This is a genomic window from Ligilactobacillus sp. JN-6 (Y).1, assembly GCF_058111525.1.
Map to the genome: position 1 here is coordinate 1,522,469 of NZ_CM176599.1, position 19,650 is coordinate 1,542,118.

Consider the following 19,650-nt stretch of genomic DNA (forward strand, 5'->3'; position numbering starts at 1 on the left):
CAAATTTAAAGTTGGATCAAAACGTTGTGTTTTTGTATTAATTTGTGACAATAAGATCCGCGGCAACTTTCTGCAGCTAATGGCTGTTTTATAGCAGAAAGTTGCCGCGGATCAGACATATTAAGGGGGAAGGTTGAATTAAGTGAAATCAACTACCATCCGTCCGACGATTTGATTGTTTTTCATTTCATCGATAATATCATTAACTTCGGACAATTTACGGGTCTGAACGATCGGTTTTACCTTTCGTTCTGCACCGAATTGGAAAGTTTCTGCTAAGTCTTGACGTGTTCCAACTAAGGAACCGGCAACTTTGATACCATCTAAAATTGTTTTAGAAATATTGAGAGCCATATCGCCTTGAGGAAGTGCGATCGCTACCAATGTCCCATCTGCTCGTAATGCATTTACAGCAGTCGTAAAGGAATCTTTGTTGACGGCCGTGACGATAGCGCTGTGGACACCACCAACTTTATCTTGCAAAACTTGAGAAGCATCTTCTTTTTGGGAATTGATCGTCATGTCAGCCCCTAACTCTTTTACTGCTTCTAGCTTTTCGTCATTAATATCGACAGCTGCCACGTGAGCGCCGAAAACATTGTGAGCATATTGAACAGCTAAGTTACCCAAACCACCGGTACCGACAACTTCGACCCATTGGCCTGGTTTGAGGTCACCAGTTTTAAGTCCTTTATAAACTGTGACTCCAGCACAGGTTAGGGAAGTAGCTTCGATCGGGTCTAGATCATCTGGGACCTTGACAGCATAATCTGCAGGAACAATACATTCTTTTGCCATCGCACCGTCAACGCTAAACCCAGAATTCAATACATTACGGCATAATGTTTCTCGGCCAGTCGTGCAATATTCACAGTGGCCACATCCGGAATAGAACCAAGCGATCGAGACACGGTCGCCGACTTTCAAATTAGTTACGTCGCCAGCAGTTTTGATAACCTTACCGACTCCTTCATGTCCGATGACTCTGCCAGGAACTTTACCGAAATCTCCAGCGGCGACATGCAAGTCTGTGTGACATAACCCGCAATATTCCATTTTTACTAAGGCTTCACCTTCATGTAAAGAACGTAACGTAACGTCTTTGATATCAACATACCCATCACAATTATCACGAACTACAGCTGCTTTCATTAGACATCCTTCTTTCTTTTAAAACGTTATCCACTACCTAAATCATAGGTAAAAAATAGCGAATAGTCAAGTGAAAATAATAACAAATATAGTTTTATAACTTGGATAACTGCCTAAACAAGCGATTTATATAAAAACTATTTATCACAATCTTCATGCGAAACGAAAATGGTAGTTTAAAAACTGATTAAACACAATTTAGTATCGTTTGTTATGAGATGAGTTTTTTACCAATGTTATTCTTTATATGAGATGTGCGTTTGTACGATTCAAAAGGCGACTTTAAAAAGCAGATAGACAAACTTTTTCTCGCAAAATTGTTGACAATCTCCCCAATTTTTTTGTATTGTATTTCTCGTGCGCTCATATCAGTACATCTCAATGAGAAAGGGGAAGATCGTTTTGAAAAAGTTTAGGATCCAAAGTTTTGTTTTAATTTTGTTAGCCTTTGTTTTAGGTTTTAGTGAATTCATTATTGTGGGTATTTTGGATGATATAGCTAACCAATTTTCAGTTAATATTTCTGTAGTGGGGTACTTAGTCACGATCTTCGCCCTTGTTTACGCAGTGAGCACACCGATCGTTACCAGTTTGATTAAAAGCAACCTTTTCCGGGCGTTGTTGCTGCTGATGGGCGTATTTACCCTAGGAAATTTAATGACGGCAGTAGCACCAACTTATTCAATATTGGTTATTTCTCGGATCGTGACAGCCATTGTTTCAGGCGCTGCGATCTCTTTAGCAATGACTTTTGCGACAGTGATCGCACCATTAGAACGTAGGGCATGGCTCATTAGTTGGCTTTTTTCCGGTTTTAGTATCGCATCAGTGTTTGGGGTACCGCTCGGCACATGGATCAGTACTACATTTGGCTGGCGTGATACCTTCTATACGATCACTGTATTCAGTGTCATTACGTTCTTGCTGGTTATCAAATATTTGCCGCATGATTTAGAGCAGAAAAAGGCTGGAGGGATCGGTGCCCAATTTGTGATCTTCAAAGATCCGCGGATCTTGTTGAGTGTGGCAGTTGCTATGTTTAGTTTAGTCGGTGTCTATGTTTTTTACACTTACTTGCGCCCGATCTTATCGCAAACGCTGGGTTATTCGCCTTCGCTTATTACTTTAATGCTGACATTGTACGGGATCATGTCGCTCTTTAGTAATCAATATAGCGGCAAGATCGCTGATAATCGCGGTTTAAGAGCAATGCCGACGATTTATGTGATCGAATTGCTGGCACTGGGATTGATGCCCTTATTCTTGAACAGCAAGGTCGTTGGAACAGCTGATGTGATGTTAGTTGGTGCTTTGATGTATTTGATCAATTCGCCGGTTCAATTGCATATCTTAGGTGTGGCAGAGCAGGACTACCCACAATCGATGGTCCTAGCTTCTTCGCTGAATTCGATCTTTTCAAATTTTGGGATCTCCTTAGGATCTGCAGTCGGCGGATTAGTCGTCAGCAATTTTGGTATTCAAAACGTTGGTCTCGGTGGTGCCATTTTTACTGTGATCACACTGATCGCCATTATCATGCTAAATCGAACAAATGTGAAATATGAAAGTTAAATAATAATGAACACCATTCGGCAAAGATAGTTTTTGACTGGATGGTGTTTTTTGTATGAGTCGAAGTACATCTTCTTGACTGACAAGCTGCATAACTCCACCTCCTGCGAAACAGCCGATGAATGAGCCCTAAAGCATTACAGTATAAGTAGTGAGTAATGAGTATTTTTGTTAATGAAAACATCATTAGCCTATTTTTGATAATCTGTAAAAGTAGTCAAAGATAGATAATATCTATACTAAAAAATACAACTGAAAGCATACTAAAATTAAAGACTATCCAGTTAAAATATAAATGTTTCCGAGTAATTTTTTGTAATTACTGCTTGACAACAATTGTGTAAGCGTTTATTATCATAGCTGTAATAAAGATATTACCTTTTTTAAAAAATAATATCTATTTTGAATAGTATAAAGGAGATTTCATTCATGAAGATCAAGAGTTATGAAACATTTCAAGTTCCACCACGTTGGCTGTTTTTAAAAGTTGAAACGGATGAAGGGATCAACGGCTGGGGTGAACCGGTGATCGAAGGGCGTGCGGCGACAGTCGACGCAGCTGTCCATGAATTAATGGACTCGTTGATTGGATCTGATCCAGCACGGATCGAGGACGCCTGGGAAAAAATGTATCGTAGCGGCTTTTATCGCGGTGGTCCTGTGTTGATGAGTGCGATTGCCGGTATTGATCAAGCTCTCTGGGATATTAAAGGTAAGTCATTGGGCCAACCTGTATATCAACTTATGGGTGGTGCCGTGCGCGATAAGATCAAAGTGTACTCTTGGGTAGGTGGAGATCGTCCAAGTAATGTAGGTGCAGCTGCTTTAGAAAGAAAAAATGCTGGTTTTACTGCGATCAAGATGAATGCAACTGAAGAATTGCAGATCATTGATAGTTACGAAAAAGTGCAAGAAGTAGTCGAACGTGTTAAGGCAATTCGTGACAGTTGTGGACCGTACTTTGGCATCGCAGTAGATTTTCACGGGCGTGTTCATAAGCCGATGGCAAAGATACTTGCCAAGGAATTAGAACCATTTAATCTGATGTTTATTGAAGAACCTGTTTTACCAGAAAATGATGAAGACTTAGCAAAAATAACTGAATTAACTAAGACGCCAATTGCGACAGGCGAAAGACGCTTCACTAGATGGGATTTCAAGAAATTGTTGGAAAGTGGCAATGCTGATATTATCCAGCCGGATTTGTCACATGCTGGCGGAATCACTGAATGTAAGAAAATCGCATCAATGGCTGAAGCATATGACGTTGCTGTGGCCTTCCATTGTCCATTGGGTCCGATCGATTTAGCTGCAGCTTTACAAGTTGATGCTACAGTCTACAATGCCTTCATTCAAGAGCAAAGTCTAGGAATCCACTATAACAAGTCAAATGATCTGTTGGATTATATTAAAAATCCAGAAATTTTCGAATATGATGATGGTTTTGTTAATATTCCACAGTTGCCAGGCTTAGGTGTTGAGGTCAATGAAGAATTAGTCAGAGAAAAAGCAAAAGAAGCTGCTAATTGGCATAATCCAGTATGGAGACATGAAGACGGGACTATTGCCGAGTGGTAGTTTTGAGGTGAAATAATGAAAAGCATAATTACTATCGATACTGGTACAACTAATACTCGCGCTGTTTTATGGCAGGAGGATCAGGTAATAGCTAAAGATTTCGAACCAGTCGGCGTCAGAGAAACCTCAGTGACTGGTAGCAAGCAAAATTTAAAAGAGGCAATAAAAAGGGCTGTCGCTTCAGTTTTAGATGAGGGAAAAATTACTGATCATTCACAAGTCGAGCTTATTGCGTCGGGCATGATAACTTCAGATCTCGGTTTGGTAGAAATTGAGCATTTACAAGTCCCAGTTGGTGCTGAAGATCTAGCTAAACACCTGGTTAAAAAAGAATTTCCAGAGATTGTTGACCGACCGATCTGGTTCATTCCAGGCGTGAAAAATGCGCCTGCCAGCATTGACCCGGAAAACATCACTGAAATGGATATTATGCGTGGTGAAGAGGTTGAAGCAATTGGAGCCTTAAAATACCTTGATATTAAAGGACCGTGTGTATTGATCTTGCCTGGCTCACATACAAAGATCATTAAAATTGATGCAAACCAACGGATCGTGGGGTCCTTGACTTCAATGACAGGTGAATTGTTGGAATTTTTAACTAAACACTCGATTTTGGCTGAAACAGTGGCAGAAGAGTTTACTGATTCACTGGATGAAAAGGCTTTAAAGCTGGGTGCACAAACATGTGCGGTCAAAGGCTTAGGACAAACATCATTTTCTGTGCGGCTGCTTGGGATGTATACAAAATATTCCCGCAACCAGCTGGCTAATTATCTGTTGGGTGCAGTTCTAGAAAATGATATTCAAGCAATCAAGAATGCAACGGCGTTTAAAGTCGAGCAAGACGATTCATTTATTATTTTAGGAAAACCTGCACTACGCGGTGCCCTAAAAATTTTGCTGGAAAGCGATCAGAGGTTGAATGGATCTGTCAGTACAAACGATTTGCCAGAACTGGCGGGACAGGGTGCTCTTTCAATTGCAAAATTAGGTGGATCGATATAGGAGGCATTTAGAGATGGAAGTTGAAAATTACCCTAAACTCACAGTTATAATGAGAGGATACACTTATGATCAAGCCATGCTCATTATCAAAATTTTGAGTAAGTATGATCATCAAATCGGCGTGGAAGTCACGACAAATAACCCAGACTACTTGAAAATCATTAAAGAGGGAAATCAACAGCATGGTGATGAGGTCGATATTGGTGTGGGGACTATCTTGAAGCTTGAGCAAGCTCAAGATGCGGTCAATGCAGGTGCAAAATTTATGCTGGGACCGAAAACATTCTCAGATGATATTTTTAAACTGGCTAAGAAAGAAAACGTAATTACTGTTCCAGGAGCGATGACGCCGTCAGAAGTGGTTGATCAATTTGACCGTGGGGCAGATATTGTTAAAATTTTTCCTGCTATTACAACGGGTGCGGGTTATTTTAAGCAGATCCAAGGACCGCTTGGACCGCAGAAGTTGATGGCTGTCGGTGGAGTGAACATTGAAAATGCGCCTGAATTTTTAGCCAAGGGAGCAAGTTATCTCGGGATCGGCTCCAGTTTCTTTGACAAAAAAGATGTGCAAAATATGGATGAACAGGCCTTAAGTCAGTCTGTGGAAAAATTTCTAGCAGTTACTAAGTAAAAACAAAAATTAGAGTGCTTTTCTCTGTGCTTCGTTTGGAGCGGGAAAAGCACTTTTATTAAAAAAGCAGGAGTTGAAGCGCAATGCCACTATTAATTGTTATTCTGGGAGTTATCTTATTAATATTTTTGATCACTAAATTAAAACTCAACACCTTTGTCTCACTGATCATTACATCGTTTGCAACAGCATTAGTTCTGGGTATCCCGCTTGATAAGATACCCACGACTATCACTGATGGTTTAGGCTCGCAACTGGGAGATCTTGCGATCGTTTTCGGTATGGGATCGATGATGGGTAAGTTAGTGTCTGATGCTGGTGGTGGACACCGGATAGCCCACACTTTGATCAACAAATTTGGTAAAAGGAAAATTCAAATTGCTGTGATCTTAGCCTCATTTATTATTGGTTTAGCCTTGTTCTTTGAAGTTGGATTGGTTGTGTTACTACCAATTATTTTCATAATTGCACGTGAATTGGAGATGCCATTAATGGAATTAGCTATTCCAATGGCAGCCGCACTGAATGTGATGCATGGTTTTATTCCACCTCATCCAGCACCAACGGCGATCGCCGGCGTATTTAACGCTAATATCGGCCAAGTAATTCTATTTGGAATAATAGTCGCGATCCCGACTGTTATAATTTCAGGACCAGTCTATAATCACTTTCTACGCAGGTGGTATCCAAAAGTATACCGAGTACAAGATGAAAATCCAGCTTTAGGTGAAATCAAGGAATTTGACTTGGATCAAACACCTAAATTTGGGATCAGTGTTTTGACGGCGATGATGCCAGTGATATTGATCGGTATCTCAACTATTTTTGAATTTATTTTACCGAAACATTCATTAGCTTTGGAAATTATCCAATTTGTGGGTAATCCTGATTTTGCAATGCTGTTTTCTTTGTTATTTGCTATTTATACAATGGGTGTTCACCAAAAAATCAGCATGAAACAGATCGGTAATACCTTAGAGAATGCGATCGTGCAAATCGCTGGGATGTTATTTATTATTGGTGGTGGCGGTGCTTTCAAACAAGTACTGGTTTCCGGAGGTACCTCGGACTATATTTCAAATATCTTCACAAATATGAACATGTCTCCTCTATTAGCTGCGTGGGTGATCACAGCTGTCTTGCGCGTTAGTTTAGGTTCATCAACAGTGTCAGCACTTACTGGTGCAGGACTAGTTGCCCCATTGATCGCTTCGACTGGAGCTGATCCTGCCTTAATGGTTTTGGCAGTCGGTGCTGGTAGTGTTTTTGGCGGGCATGTCAATGATGCAGGTTTCTGGATGGTCAAAGAATACTTTGGTTTGTCATTGAAAGAAACATTTACTGCTTGGTCACCACTTACCTGTGTGATCGGCGTTGCGGGATTATTATCGGTAATGGTCTTGTCGATTTTCGTTTAATTTCAATAGTTACGTTTAAAAAGAGATCGCTTATCTCAGATGGTAAGTGGTCTCTTTGATATAAATAGGTTAACATGGAATTAATAATCTAAAGTGAAGGTCGAGAAACGTATGGCAAATAAAAAACCGTCTGTTTATGAACAGGCACTAACAAAATTAAATGAAAATATTGACAAGAAAGTCTGGAAACCGGGGCAGAGGCTGCCGACAATGAAACAACTAGCAAGTGAATTGGGAATCAGTATTACGATTATCCGCGAAGCTTTACACACGTTAGAGAATCAAGGAGTGATCAGTATTGAACACGGTCGGGGGATTTATTTGAGAAATGACCCGAATGCCGGAACAGAAGATGTCAAGCTCAGCGATAAAAATGTTCCATTACTGTCGTTGTTAAATGCACGGTTATTAGTGGAACCTGAGCAAGCCTATTATTGTGCACAAAGAGCTGACGATGAATTATGTCGACAATTACGTTTTGTAGCTCAACAATTAGATCAAGAAATGCAGGTCAGTGATGATTTTCTTGCAATAGACTTAAAGTTTCACCAATTGATTGCCAAGGGCGCACAGGAACAGTCATTACAAATTATGACTATGTCTTTGGAGTCTTATCAGATCGAAAGTCGTCGAATGACCAACACTTTGCCACAAATGAGGACAAAGGCTGCTTTGTATCATCAGTTGATCGCTGCCGCAGTGACGACTCATAATGCCCATGAAGCTCAAGAATTAATGAGGATGCATATTGAATCAATGATCAAGCCTTTGACCAAGATCCGTAAAGATGTGAATGATGGTCAGTAATCATTGGGATAAACGCGGCTAAAAATAGTTCCTAATTGGAGGTAGATCAGATTCGAAAAATTATGATTTATAGTGAAAAGGGAAACAGAAAATACCAGTTTTGGTTTCTGTTTCCTTTTTTGTTTCTAGTAACATCTTGACCTGATCTGGTTTACGAAAGTTTCATTAAGGCTTCCACAATATCCCAGCCTTTTTTGTCGCTCAAATACGGAGAATGTGATATATAGTATAAGCTAAAGGAAGTGAAAAAAGTGAAAGGTACTTCTGAGAGACGTCGAATTATTTTGGAAAAATTAGTTAATGTTAAGCGGACTACGGCTACTGAATTAGCAGGTGAGTTTGGCGTTTCTACCAAAACTATTTATAAAGACATTGCTGCATTACAGTCAAAGTTTAAAAATAATGGATTTCAGATAGAAAGCCGACCACATCATGGGATATATATAAGCGGTGATAAAAAAGAAGCGTTAAATGCAAGCAAACGATCAGACCCTTTTGAGGGGATCCCTAACAACGATCAAGAAAGGATCTTTTATATTTATAACCGTTTCTTGCACGCTAATGATTTTATTTCCCCGGTGTGGTTTTCGCAAAACTTATATGTCAGTGAGCGAACGATCGAACGTAACATTGCCAGTCTAGCACGTGACCTTAAGAGTCGTAACGTTGACTTGGAGAAAAGCTCTGGACGAGGATATAGATTGAAGGTTTCAGAGACTAAAAGGCGTAATTTGATGTTTCAAATGCTCAACAGGTATTGGGGGCAGTCTTGGAAGATCACTGAGAACGGTCAGCAAGCTTCGATCAAATTCGACAAGGAAATTGATGATGATCGTTTTATTTCAGGTTCTTTGGTCCAAAAACTGACTGAAATATTAGATCACTTTTCTGAGCAACAGTCTTTTAATTTTAATGATTATGAATTTCAATCTTTGGTGATCCACCTGGCTATTGCTATTAGTCGAGTACAACAAGGTCAACCTCTAGATAAAAAGCTGGCACATACTGACAAGAGGGACGATCAAAGGAAGAATGCAGAAAAGTTAGCTAAAATGATCAAAAGAAAGTTGGGTATTGCATTACCACCACAAGAAACAAGTTATATTCAACTGCACTTGATCGCTGCAATGGACAACCCTGAACAGTTGCGAAAAAAAGAGACGGATACAGATGTTAGCGAACTTATCCGTAACGAATTACTTGATGTTGGCTATGATGACAAGCTAGTACAAGGTTTAGCAGTTCATTTGACATCAGCAATCAAACGTTTGAATGTTCAGATCTCGATCTCAAATCCGTATACCAAGCAAATCAAGAAAAACTACCAACAAGCTTTTAATGTGGCTTTGCAGCTAGCGAAAGCGGTTGAAAGCAAATACAAAGTAGTCCTTAACGACGATGAGGCTGCATATTTAGCCTTGCACGTTGAAGCTTATTTAGAAAGGACCCGTTTTGATCGGCATATGATCAATGCTGCTATAGTTTGCAGTACAGGACAAGGATCGGCACAATTGTTGGCAGCTAAGATCCGTAATGAATTTCCGCAGATCAATATTAGCGGTATTTGGTCCGCTTCGGAGTTAAACACCAAAGACTTTCTTAAGATCGATTGTATTATTTCAACTATTAATGTTGAAATGCTAGGGATCCCTACGATAGTAGTCTCACCATTTTTAACTCAAGATGATCGTCAAGCTTTAAATAACTTTGTCGAAGAAACGCTCGGGTCTGAAAAAAAAGATCAACAGGAATTTTCTCAGTTGATTTTTCCTAAATTGATTTGGGCACACGCTAAAGCTAAGTCTCAAACGGAAGTACTACAGATGATCTGCCAACAGTTAATTGCTGATGGTTTTGCTAAAACGGATGTTTTTGAAAGCGTTCTCCGACGAGAGCGAATTTCTTCGACAGACTTTGAGATGTATGCGATCCCTCATGCTGATCCAAAATTCGTGAACCAGTCAGCCCTGGCAGTTTGCACATTAGAACGGCCGATCGAATGGGGTGAAAATGAAGTTTCAGTTGTTTTCTTTTTGGCAATGGATGGAACTAAATCTCAACAAGAATTAGATCATATTTTTGATTACTTTTATCAACTGACATCTGATCAAAAATTGATGCAGAAACTTACAAAGATCACGGATAGTCAACAGTTATATCAAACTATTATAGGAGAGAATTAAATGGAATTAGGAGAAATTATCAAGCCGCAATTAATTGAATATGATCTAGAGGGTGCTACACAAAAAGAGGTGATCGATCGGATGACAGCCTTGTTTATTAAGGCAGGTGTTGTCAACGGGAAAGAAGACTTTATAGATTCAGTTTTAAAAAGGGAAAGGACTGGAACGACAGGTATTGGTTCAGGTATTGCAATTCCACATGGACAAGCAGACACGGTGGCAAAGTCTGCAGTAGCCATAGCCAAGTTGAAAGATCCAGTGGAATGGCACGCATTAGATGATAAGCCGGTTCAGTATGTTTTTTTGTTAGCGATACCAAGTAACGGGTCCAATGAGCATTTACAATTGTTATCTCAATTAGCTGAAACATTAATGGATGACGATGTTCGTCAAGATTTAGCTAAAAGTACTTCAGTAAATGATATTGTCAAAGTTTTCAAAAGATAAGGAGAATGCCAAATGGCTAGAAAATTAATTGCAGTTACAGCATGCGCAACAGGGGTCGCCCACACTTATATGGCACAAAAAGCTCTGATCCAAGCTGCTAAGAAAATGGGCGTGTTGATCAAAGTCGAAACTCAAGGCGCAACGGGGATCGGGCACAAGTTGCCACCAAAAGACGTTCAAATTGGCGAAGCTGTAATTTTTGCCACTGACACTAAAGTTAGGGAAAAAGAAAGATTCGACGATAAAAAAACACTCGAAGTTGGTGTTAGTGAACCAATCAAAGATGCAAAAAAAGTAATTGAAGATGCGTTATCCCTGGCAGACAAATAGGAGGGATCTTTAGATGAGTTGGAAAAAAGTAGGTAAACAGCTTGAACAACATGTCATGACAGGTATTTCCTATATGATCCCAGCCGTGATCACTGGTGCGGTTTTAATGGCGATCAGTCGGATCGGTGCTTCATTTTATGGTATTACAGATATTTGGGATGGAAAATGGGCCAATAATGCCAATGTCTTTATCCAATTCTTGCATACGGATGATGGTTGGGGTAGTTTAGCTTTAAGTTTAATGTTCCCGATCATTTCAGCTTATATTTCGTACTCTATTGCTGATAAAGGCGGGATCGTTCCTGGCATGGTCGGTGGTCTGCTTGTTTCAAACATGAATGCCGGATTTTTAGGCGCATTAGCTTCAGGTTTGATTGCCGGTTATACTGTTAAGTTAATGATAGATAAGATCCATTTGCCAAAAGCAGCTGAGTCAGTCTTGCCGGTGTTCATCGTTCCGGTATTTGGAACGTTGATAACCCTACTGATCATTCAGTATATTATTGGTACGCCATTTGCGGCGTTAAACACTGGATTAGCAGCTTGGTTAAAAGGTTTGACCGGAATAAACAAGGTCATGCTGGCGGCAATCGTTGGCGGGATGGTCGGCCTTGATCTAGGTGGGCCGGTCAATAAAGCCGCTGTCACAACAGCTATGGCATTAGTGACCAGCAATGTTTACGACCCGAATACAGCAGCTCAGGTGGCAATTATTGTACCACCTTTGGGTTTAGGCTTGGCAACAGTAATTCAGAAGAGAAAGTTTAGTCCAGAACTTCATGAAGCCGGCAGTGCTGCTTTAGTTATGGGGTTGATCGGCGTCAGTGAAGGTGCGATCCCCTTTGCAGTCGAGTCACCACTAAAAGTTGTTCCGGCAAATGTGATCGGTTCAGCGGTCGGGAGTGCATTGGCCGTGGGCTTAGGCGCCGTGAACCGTGCACCGATCTCTGGCTTTTATGGTTGGTTCGCGGTTGAAAAATGGTGGTTCTATGTTCTAGGTATCGTAGTCGGGACAGCTATAGTGACTATTTTGACCTTATTATTCAGAAAAGAATATATCCCTCAAGATGTTGAAGACGATTTTGATCAGAACGAAGAAGAAGAACAATATTTCTCGGAAGATGAGTGGGAAAACTAAAATTTTGTGAAACGGTAGTAACTAGAGTTAGGAGAGTTGAACAAAAACTATGGAACAAACTAAAGTCTACCTTGTAAATCATACTCATTGGGATCGTGAATGGTATTTTTCTAATCAAGATTCCACAGTTTTGAGTGATTTGGTGTTTACGGACGCGATCGATGAACTTGAGAAACACCCTGACGCGAGTTTTACTTTAGACGGTCAATCTTCTATTTTAGAAGATTATTTAAAAATCAGACCAGACATGCAAAAGAAAGTGGAGAATTTGATCAAAGAAGGGCAGTTGCTAGTCGGGCCGTGGTTTACACAACCCGATGCGCTGCACATCAGCGGTGAATCCTTGTTACGTAATGGGATAATTGGCAATTTAACTGCTAGAAAATTTGGTAAAGTGGCTGATATTGGTTATTTGCCGGACACTTTTGGCTTTAACCCGCAAATGCCAGTGATTTTAAATGAGCTGGATTTGGATAACTTTATTTTTTGGAGAGGGATAGATCCTAAACAAACTGGTAGTTTTTATTTTAGGTGGGATAGTCTCGGCAAAAACAGTAAAGTTACCGCGATCAATTTTCCTCAGGGTTATGGTGTCTGCAAAGAATTCGCCAGCTCGAAAGAGTTCGTAGAACAGAGCCTTGATCCAGCTGTCAAATTTATTCAAGATAATTCAGCTGAAAAACCGCCGAATATCTTGATACCGATCGGTAATGACCAAATGGCGATCAAGAAAGACTTCTCAAAACAAGTGCAGCAAATAAATCGTTTAGGTCAGTATGAATATGAAGTATCTGATTACAATACTTTTAGTGAAAAGCTGACACATGAAGATCTTAATGATTATACTGGACCGTTGATCGAACCGCTTTTAGCACGGGTCCATCGGACTTGCGGTTCCAGCAGGATGGATATCAAAATTGCTGCTAGTCATTTGGAAAGTAAACTTGTCGGTCAAGTTGAGCCTTTAATGATCATTGGCAAGAAATGCGGGATCGATTTAAAACAAGGAGTTTTGGTGGAAGCTTGGAAAAAACTGCTCGCATCACAGGCACATGATAGTATGGCTGGCAGTATCACCGATCCGGTCGCAGCAGATGTCATCCACCGTTTGAAAGAAGGCGCTGAGATCGCCGATGGTATCATCAATACTATTGAACGTTTGTTGGCTGATCAGCTCAAATTAACAAAAAAACAGGTCTTACTCATAAACCCATTACCCAAAAAAGTGAATGACTACCAAAAGCTGCAGTTAGTGACTCATGGAAAGAGAGTTACTTTTCCAGGGGCAGATGATACAGTCCTGGACTCACAGAAATATGTTTCGGAACGAAAAAATGTTTTTCAAGAGACAGTCACTGGACAGCAATATGGCATAGAACCAGGGTATTATATTAGTGATTATTTAGTGAAGGTGCACTTACCAGCTTTAGGGTATCGGATCCTTGAGTATCAAGAAGTCCCTGATGAAGAGGAACTGGCTAACGACAAAACACTAGAAACTAAGATCTCAGGAAACGATATTGCTCTTGAATTTGCTGATAATTCTCTTTATTTGAGAGAGCAAGAAAACACCTACAAGGACTTTTTGACTTTAGTTGATAGCGGCAACACCGGTGATACCTACGACTCTTCACCACTCCAAGGAGAAAAGCCATATGAGCTGCGATTCAATACAGCCACAGTAGCTGTTTCAGGTGAAGTCTCAACCATAACTTTGTCTGGCATGCGAAAGTTGCCTCGTGATTTGACGGAGCGTCGTTTGCAAAAAGAAACTGTGGACTTTAACTACCAAATGAAGATCAGTCTATTTCCTGATGATCACTTGCAGATTCATGTTGACTTTGACAATAACGTTTTTGATCACCAGTTAACGTTGAAAATCAAGACAGCTAAGGATTCAAAATATCAGGCCGGCGTACCTTTTGGTAGTTATCAGTACCAAGATAATGATCTTAAAGATTGGCGGGGCAAATATGCTGAGAAGCCGCTGTCCGTTTGGTCCTTCGATCATTGGGTCACAGCCTATCAAAGTCAGGAAGGTCTGACCGTTTACACCGCTGATGTGAAAGAGTTTTCCACAGACGATGATGAGCTGAAGTTGACCTTGCTAGCGACGACTGATCAGCTTGGCAAAGAAGACCTGATAAATCGGCCTGGGCGTGCCTCAGGTGATACGACTCAATTTGGGCATCCGATGATCCCAACCCCACAGGCCGAATTGCAGCAGCATTTTGACTATGATTTTACGTTGCAATTTGGTAAGGGCTTAGGTCTAAAGCAAGCAGCGAATCTACAAGAAAAGGAAATTTTTCGGCCTTTTGCTTATCAAAAACAGGAGTTGAATCTTTTTTTAAATAGGTTGGATAATAAACTGCAAGATGATCTGATCAAAGAACTGCCTTTACCACAAGACCTAAGTGTGTTGAATGTGCCAGAGCAAGTTACAGTTACTGCCTGTTATCCTGGTTATTTTAAGACAGATAAATTCGTGGTACGCATAAATAATCCATCGGAAAAGCCGATCGCTTTTGAGCTGCCAAATGGTGCGCAAGCAGTCAATGCTTTGGAAGAACCAATAGTTTATGCTGGAACGATCGCAGTGATGGATGTTTTAACGGTGTTGATTTGATAATAATAATTAATTGAGACAGGGCACTTTTAAGTAGAAGTGTGTTGTCTCATTTTTTATACATATTGGATCGTTTGTCTCAATTATTTGAAGACATTGTGGATGGATGATCCTAGGGTCGTCAACCGGCCCCAAGTATGGCAAAGAGAGTCCGGTCAAGAAGCGACTGGCCTCAAGTATATCAAAAAAGAGTCCAGTCAAGAAGCGACCGGTCCCAAGTATGGCAAAGAAAGGATCAGTCAACGGTTTTGTGGCCTTCCAACCACTACTAAAAAATTCCCGGATATTTGATATGACGAAAGAGGGATAAGGGGTCACTTTTGCTACGAAAATATGGTTTAATATAGTTAAGAAAGCGCTTACCAAAAATGTTTTTTCACTCGTGTTAGGTTTTTGAGCAGATCGCCAGGTAAGCTCAAGGAAGTGAGATGGTTAATTGATAGGCCCTCTGGTTGAGACCTTGCAGCTGACATTAGGGCAGTAGATGTAAGGTGCGCTTGGTTATTTTAGGAAGGAGTTTGTTATGGTTGATGTAATGGTATTAACTAGAAAGGTCATAGTGGGACAAGCATTAAAAATCGTGCTGAATAATTTTCAAAATATTAACGCTAACTTAGCAGCAGATGGCAAAACTGCGCTCGATCCTGAAAATATATTTGATGTGATTTTGGTGGACGTTGATATCGAAGATGTCGATCGCTCATTAATTTTAAAAAGTCCACTTAAAAAGAATAAAATCATCATGTTAGAGTTCTTGGAAAATGATTTTCGCGAGTACCGGTTCGTGCTTAGCACTTGTCTGGGATATGTTTTGCAAACAAAAGAAGTTTCGATCGAGGGACTATACGCAGATATCCTCGGAGACGCCCAGGAAACATATATATATCAAACACCCGAAACAGCTAAAGTTTGTAAATTATTTTCAGAAATGGCTTGTCCGCAAAATGCGATCCGCGTTGAAGAGCGAGCCCTACGAGATATCTCAGTATCGGAGTGGGATATTATCAGAAACATTGGTTTAGGACTGACCAACAAGGAAATTTCTGCCAAAATGTATCTTTCAGTTGGAACAGTTAGGAATTATCTTTCTAATATTTTGTCCAAATTAAATTTTAGAGACAGGACACAGCTGGCAATTTGGGCTAACCAGTCCGGCTTGGTGAATGAAGCTCCGCAACAGCGACCATTCTTAAATTATATTTCTTGATAGCAACTTTTATTGACACTCTCTAACAAATGTTAGGGGGTTTTATTTTATCAATAACTACTCTTTTAGAAATTAGTGACAAATGTCACATTTTCTTAATGACACTAGGCACCTTAAAAAGCTAAGTGAGATTGATAAAATTTAATTGTACATTATGAAAAACAGAGCGCAGCGTGGCGTCTAGAAGGTGAACAATAATTCTAATGTGTTTTTCAGCATTGTAATGCCCAAGTTGGCTGGGCGCAACCCTTTGCCCCGCGTAACTCGACTAAAAAGAAGGTGGAGAATTGAAATACATTATATTGATCAGCCATGGTAAATTTGCTGAAGGATTGAAATCAGCATTGGAAATGTTTGCGGGCGAGAAAACAGCTGAAGTCTTTGCTATCGGACTAGAGAAAGGCGAATCGGCGGATCAATTCGGCAAACGATTTGAACAACTTATTGACCAAATTGATTCAACAGCAAGTTTTGTGCTTTTAGCGGATATAGTCGGTGGCAGTCCCTTGACGACGGCTTGTAACATCTTAGCACAGGCAGGTAGGATGGAAGGGACGATAGTACTAGGTGGAATGAATTTTCCGCTGGCATTGAACGCTGTTTTATACAAGGACTCTTTGGGTGAGAAAGAATTTGTTAAGACAGTTTTAGGTGAGGCTAGTGCTGCATTACAACAATTTGAACCTACAGCTAGTGCTGATGAAGATGATGACATTTAGCACTTGATGAACCTGTTGGAAAAGATAATAACAATGGAGGGATAACTATGGCAGTTTCATTTGTAAGGATCGATGACCGAATGATCCATGGATTGATCACAACTCGTTGGGGAAAGGAGCGCCCGTGTGATGGGATCGTAGCGATCAACGATTACGCAGCGCAAAATCCAGTTTTAAAGTCAGCTTATAAAGCTGCAGCGGGAAATAAGAAGACTTTTGTTTGGACGATGGAGCATTTTAAAAAAGTGCAAGACAGAGTCCTTAATTCAGACACCAGATATTTTTTGATCACTAAAAAACCAGAAGATATGAAGACTATTCTTGTTGACTGGGGCTTCAAACCTAGTGATATCAAGACAGTCAATGTTGGTCCCGGAAATGAACGCGATGACGCTATCAAATTGGGAGACAACCAGTCTTTTACTCAAGCCGAGGCGGATGCATTTGAAGCAATCGAACAGGCGGGGTACCTCGTTGATTTCGCGTTATTGCCTGATCAAAGGATCGGCGAGTGGAAGAAATTTAAGGGGAAATTTGGCTACTAAGTATGTGGTCAAATGATTTCGGAAAAATGACACTTTTGAGAAAGATAAGATAATCTCATTTGTGTCGACATAAAAGGAGATCGTAATTATGACAATTAATTGGTTTCAGGCTGCGATTTTAGGCTTCTTTGCCTGCCTTTGTTCCAATTCATGTATGGCAGGGCAAGCTGTTGGTAATTATACGATTGGACGTCCGTTAGTTGGTGGTCTCGTCTGTGGGATCGTTTTGGGAGACATGAAATTAGGGATTGCTTGTGGGGTAGCTATGCAGTTAGTTTATATTGCTTTAGTTACACCAGGCGGAACTGTTTCTGCCGATGTTCGTGCAATTTCATATATCGGGATCCCGTTAGCGATGGTCGCAATTTCTTCTCAAAGTCTAAACCCTGTTGGGGGCTCAGCAGCTAACCTGGCAAAATCCGTTGGTACCTTGGTTGGTACTGTTGGGACAGTTCTTTATTATGCTGTCGCTACTTTGAACTTGGTCTGGCAGTCATTTGGTTGGAAGGATGTCAAAAGCGGGAAGTTAGACAAACTATATGGCGTTAACTTCGGTTGGCCATGGATCTCACATGCGATCTTTTCATTTTTGCCAACAATGCTGATGACATATTACGGGGCCGGTGCGGTAACGGCTTTGCGTGCTGCTTTACCAATGGATGGCATTGCAATGAAGACCTTGTTCACGGTCGGTGGAATGTTGCCCTGTGTTGGGATCGCGATACTATTACGACAAATTATCGATAAAATGATAGACTTTATCCCGTTCTTCGTCGGCTTCACGTTGGCAGCTTCTTTGCATCTTAATCTCGTTTCGATAACTGTTATTTCATTGATGTTTGCAATTATTATGTACGAAATTAGAATGAATACCGGTTCCGGAACTCCACGGACAGCTGCTTCTGGTGGCGAAGGCTCGAATGATTATGACGATGATGAGGAAGAGGAGGATATCTAATATGGAGACTACACAACATACAGGCGAGAAAAAGCTAGATAAAAAAACACTGTCTCATTCGTTTCATCTGTGGTTTTGGGGAGCCTTAACGTGTTTTTCTCAGGAGCACATGCAGACTTTCGGGTATATGTCTTCAATGCTTCCTGTTATCAGAAAATTGTATCCTAAGCATGAGGATCGAGTTGAAGCTATTCAAGCATATACCGCTTTTTTCAACACTAATCCTATGTTAGGCTCCGTGATCGTTGGTATTACGACTAGTATGGAAGAAGCGCGTTCCAACGGTAAAGAAATTCAAGGCGAAACGATCAACGATATGCGTGCCGGTTTGATGGGTCCGATCGCAGGTATCGGAGATTCCTTGATCGATGGTACTTTAGTCCCGATCTTATTGGGTATCGCATTAGGAATGTCGACTGATGGTTCACCGCTTGGTGCAATTTTTTACATCGTTGTCTGGGTCTTGTTGGCCTACTTTGGTCAGCGTTTCCTATACTTCCGTGGGTATAGTTTGGGTGATAAGGCGGTTGCATTTTTGGTTGGGAAACAAGGCGCGGCTGTTCGTTATGCGGTCAGTATCGTTGGTAGCATGGTCGTTGGCGGGGTCCTGGCATCCTGGGTCAACGTCGAAACGTCACTTAAATTACGTGGGGCCAATGGGAAAGTCTTCTTGAATTTGCAAGATAAGATCGACAGCATCTATCCTGGTTTGTTGACCGTGATCATAACGCTGTTTTGCTGGTGGCTAATGTCTAGAAAACATGTCTCAGCTATCTGGACCATGTTGATCTTGGTTGTTGTTTCCTTTGTCGGCGTACTTGTTGGGTTCTTTGATCCAGGGTTGTCCTACTAAAATATTTGATGAAACCTAAGAAAGGATGAGCGAGATGACGCTTGAAGAAATGACTAAGGGCTACGAAAAAGAAGTAGCTTATCAAAAGCACATGCTTAAGAATTTAGGATATTGGTTTCAGTTAAATACTATGATCAGTGGGATCGGTATCGTGATGTTTTACTTTTTCCATGGCGAAAATCTCTGGCTGAATATCTTGGGGATCATTTTGTTTGTGGTCGGAGCTGTGGGAATGCTGCTATTTGGCTATACCGGCTGGAGAGGGCAAAAAAATGTGAAAGCAGTTGTTGCAGACTACGAAAAAAAGGTCGACTATCTGCAAAAACGATCACGAAAACTTAGCAAGAACCACAAAAAAGGATAAGAAACTTAAATATCATTCAAAAGCGGGTCGTGAAAACACTCGCTTTTTGAGCATCATGAACTTTTTGTTTTGGATTTTCTTGATGATAAAAGTTAAAAAGGAGGGAACTCA

The 19,650-nt window shown here is 40.7% G+C and carries 19 protein-coding genes; 18 read left to right on the forward strand and 1 reads right to left on the reverse strand.

The window, feature by feature from the left end; all coding sequences use genetic code 11:
- Positions 1 to 138: 138 nt before the first annotated feature.
- Positions 139 to 1,152 (reverse strand): alcohol dehydrogenase AdhP, encoded by a 1,014-nt coding sequence (adhP, locus tag AC3XNE_RS06995; protein ID WP_489831385.1) that lies wholly within the window; start codon positions 1,150 to 1,152, stop codon positions 139 to 141.
- 402 nt (positions 1,153 to 1,554) lie between these two features.
- On the opposite strand from adhP, the gene AC3XNE_RS07000 reads away from it, so the two are divergent.
- The 18 genes from AC3XNE_RS07000 (at position 1,555) to AC3XNE_RS07085 (ending at position 19,539) form a co-directional block, all read left to right on the forward strand.
- The gene (locus tag AC3XNE_RS07000) at positions 1,555 to 2,724 is read left to right on the forward strand and encodes an MFS transporter (protein ID WP_489831386.1); all 1,170 of its coding nucleotides are present in this window, start codon (positions 1,555 to 1,557) and stop codon (positions 2,722 to 2,724) included.
- A 429-nt stretch (positions 2,725 to 3,153) separates the two neighbouring features.
- Positions 3,154 to 4,302, forward strand: coding sequence for a galactonate dehydratase (gene dgoD, locus AC3XNE_RS07005; protein ID WP_489831387.1), 1,149 nt, complete (start codon positions 3,154 to 3,156; stop codon positions 4,300 to 4,302).
- A 15-nt stretch (positions 4,303 to 4,317) separates the two neighbouring features.
- Positions 4,318 to 5,307 carry a 2-dehydro-3-deoxygalactonokinase gene (locus AC3XNE_RS07010; RefSeq protein ID WP_489831388.1) on the forward strand — a complete coding sequence of 330 codons (990 nt, stop codon included), beginning with the start codon at positions 4,318 to 4,320 and terminating at the stop codon, positions 5,305 to 5,307.
- Between the two features lie 13 nt (positions 5,308 to 5,320).
- The gene (locus AC3XNE_RS07015; RefSeq protein ID WP_489831389.1) at positions 5,321 to 5,941 is read left to right on the forward strand and encodes a bifunctional 4-hydroxy-2-oxoglutarate aldolase/2-dehydro-3-deoxy-phosphogluconate aldolase; all 621 of its coding nucleotides are present in this window, start codon (positions 5,321 to 5,323) and stop codon (positions 5,939 to 5,941) included.
- 83 nt (positions 5,942 to 6,024) lie between these two features.
- Complete coding sequence (locus AC3XNE_RS07020; protein ID WP_489831390.1) at positions 6,025 to 7,359, forward strand: gluconate:H+ symporter; 1,335 nt, start codon at positions 6,025 to 6,027, stop codon at positions 7,357 to 7,359.
- A 111-nt stretch (positions 7,360 to 7,470) separates the two neighbouring features.
- Positions 7,471 to 8,166, forward strand: a complete 696-nt coding sequence (locus AC3XNE_RS07025) for a FadR/GntR family transcriptional regulator (RefSeq protein WP_489831391.1) — start codon at positions 7,471 to 7,473, stop codon at positions 8,164 to 8,166.
- A 251-nt stretch (positions 8,167 to 8,417) separates the two neighbouring features.
- Positions 8,418 to 10,349: a BglG family transcription antiterminator gene (locus AC3XNE_RS07030; protein WP_489831392.1), complete on the forward strand. Its 1,932-nt coding sequence runs from the start codon at positions 8,418 to 8,420 to the stop codon at positions 10,347 to 10,349.
- Entirely contained in the window at positions 10,350 to 10,796 is a 447-nt protein-coding gene (locus AC3XNE_RS07035) for a PTS sugar transporter subunit IIA (protein ID WP_489831393.1), read from the forward strand.
- A 12-nt stretch (positions 10,797 to 10,808) separates the two neighbouring features.
- On the forward strand, positions 10,809 to 11,126 hold the full coding sequence (locus AC3XNE_RS07040) for a PTS fructose transporter subunit IIB (RefSeq protein ID WP_489831394.1): 318 nt from the start codon (positions 10,809 to 10,811) through the stop codon (positions 11,124 to 11,126).
- A 13-nt stretch (positions 11,127 to 11,139) separates the two neighbouring features.
- Complete coding sequence (locus tag AC3XNE_RS07045; protein ID WP_489831395.1) at positions 11,140 to 12,264, forward strand: PTS fructose transporter subunit IIC; 1,125 nt, start codon at positions 11,140 to 11,142, stop codon at positions 12,262 to 12,264.
- A gap of 49 nt (positions 12,265 to 12,313) precedes the next feature.
- Positions 12,314 to 14,893: a glycoside hydrolase family 38 N-terminal domain-containing protein gene (locus AC3XNE_RS07050; RefSeq protein WP_489831396.1), complete on the forward strand. Its 2,580-nt coding sequence runs from the start codon at positions 12,314 to 12,316 to the stop codon at positions 14,891 to 14,893.
- Between the two features lie 102 nt (positions 14,894 to 14,995).
- Positions 14,996 to 15,184 (forward strand): hypothetical protein, encoded by a 189-nt coding sequence (locus AC3XNE_RS07055; RefSeq protein ID WP_489831397.1) that lies wholly within the window; start codon positions 14,996 to 14,998, stop codon positions 15,182 to 15,184.
- 232 nt (positions 15,185 to 15,416) lie between these two features.
- Entirely contained in the window at positions 15,417 to 16,100 is a 684-nt protein-coding gene (locus AC3XNE_RS07060) for a response regulator transcription factor (RefSeq protein ID WP_489831398.1), read from the forward strand.
- A 287-nt stretch (positions 16,101 to 16,387) separates the two neighbouring features.
- Positions 16,388 to 16,819 (forward strand): PTS sugar transporter subunit IIA, encoded by a 432-nt coding sequence (locus tag AC3XNE_RS07065; RefSeq protein WP_489831399.1) that lies wholly within the window; start codon positions 16,388 to 16,390, stop codon positions 16,817 to 16,819.
- A gap of 47 nt (positions 16,820 to 16,866) precedes the next feature.
- Positions 16,867 to 17,364, forward strand: a complete 498-nt coding sequence (locus AC3XNE_RS07070; protein WP_489831400.1) for a PTS sugar transporter subunit IIB — start codon at positions 16,867 to 16,869, stop codon at positions 17,362 to 17,364.
- An 88-nt stretch (positions 17,365 to 17,452) separates the two neighbouring features.
- A complete protein-coding gene (locus AC3XNE_RS07075; protein ID WP_489831401.1) occupies positions 17,453 to 18,322 on the forward strand; it encodes a PTS mannose/fructose/sorbose/N-acetylgalactosamine transporter subunit IIC in 870 nt (289 codons plus the stop codon).
- Positions 18,297 to 19,175, forward strand: coding sequence for a PTS system mannose/fructose/sorbose family transporter subunit IID (locus AC3XNE_RS07080; RefSeq protein ID WP_489833386.1), 879 nt, complete (start codon positions 18,297 to 18,299; stop codon positions 19,173 to 19,175). Before AC3XNE_RS07075 ends, AC3XNE_RS07080 begins: the two co-directional genes overlap by 26 nt.
- Positions 19,176 to 19,209: 34 nt before the next feature.
- Complete coding sequence (locus AC3XNE_RS07085; protein WP_489831403.1) at positions 19,210 to 19,539, forward strand: DUF202 domain-containing protein; 330 nt, start codon at positions 19,210 to 19,212, stop codon at positions 19,537 to 19,539.
- Positions 19,540 to 19,650 lie beyond the last annotated feature (111 nt).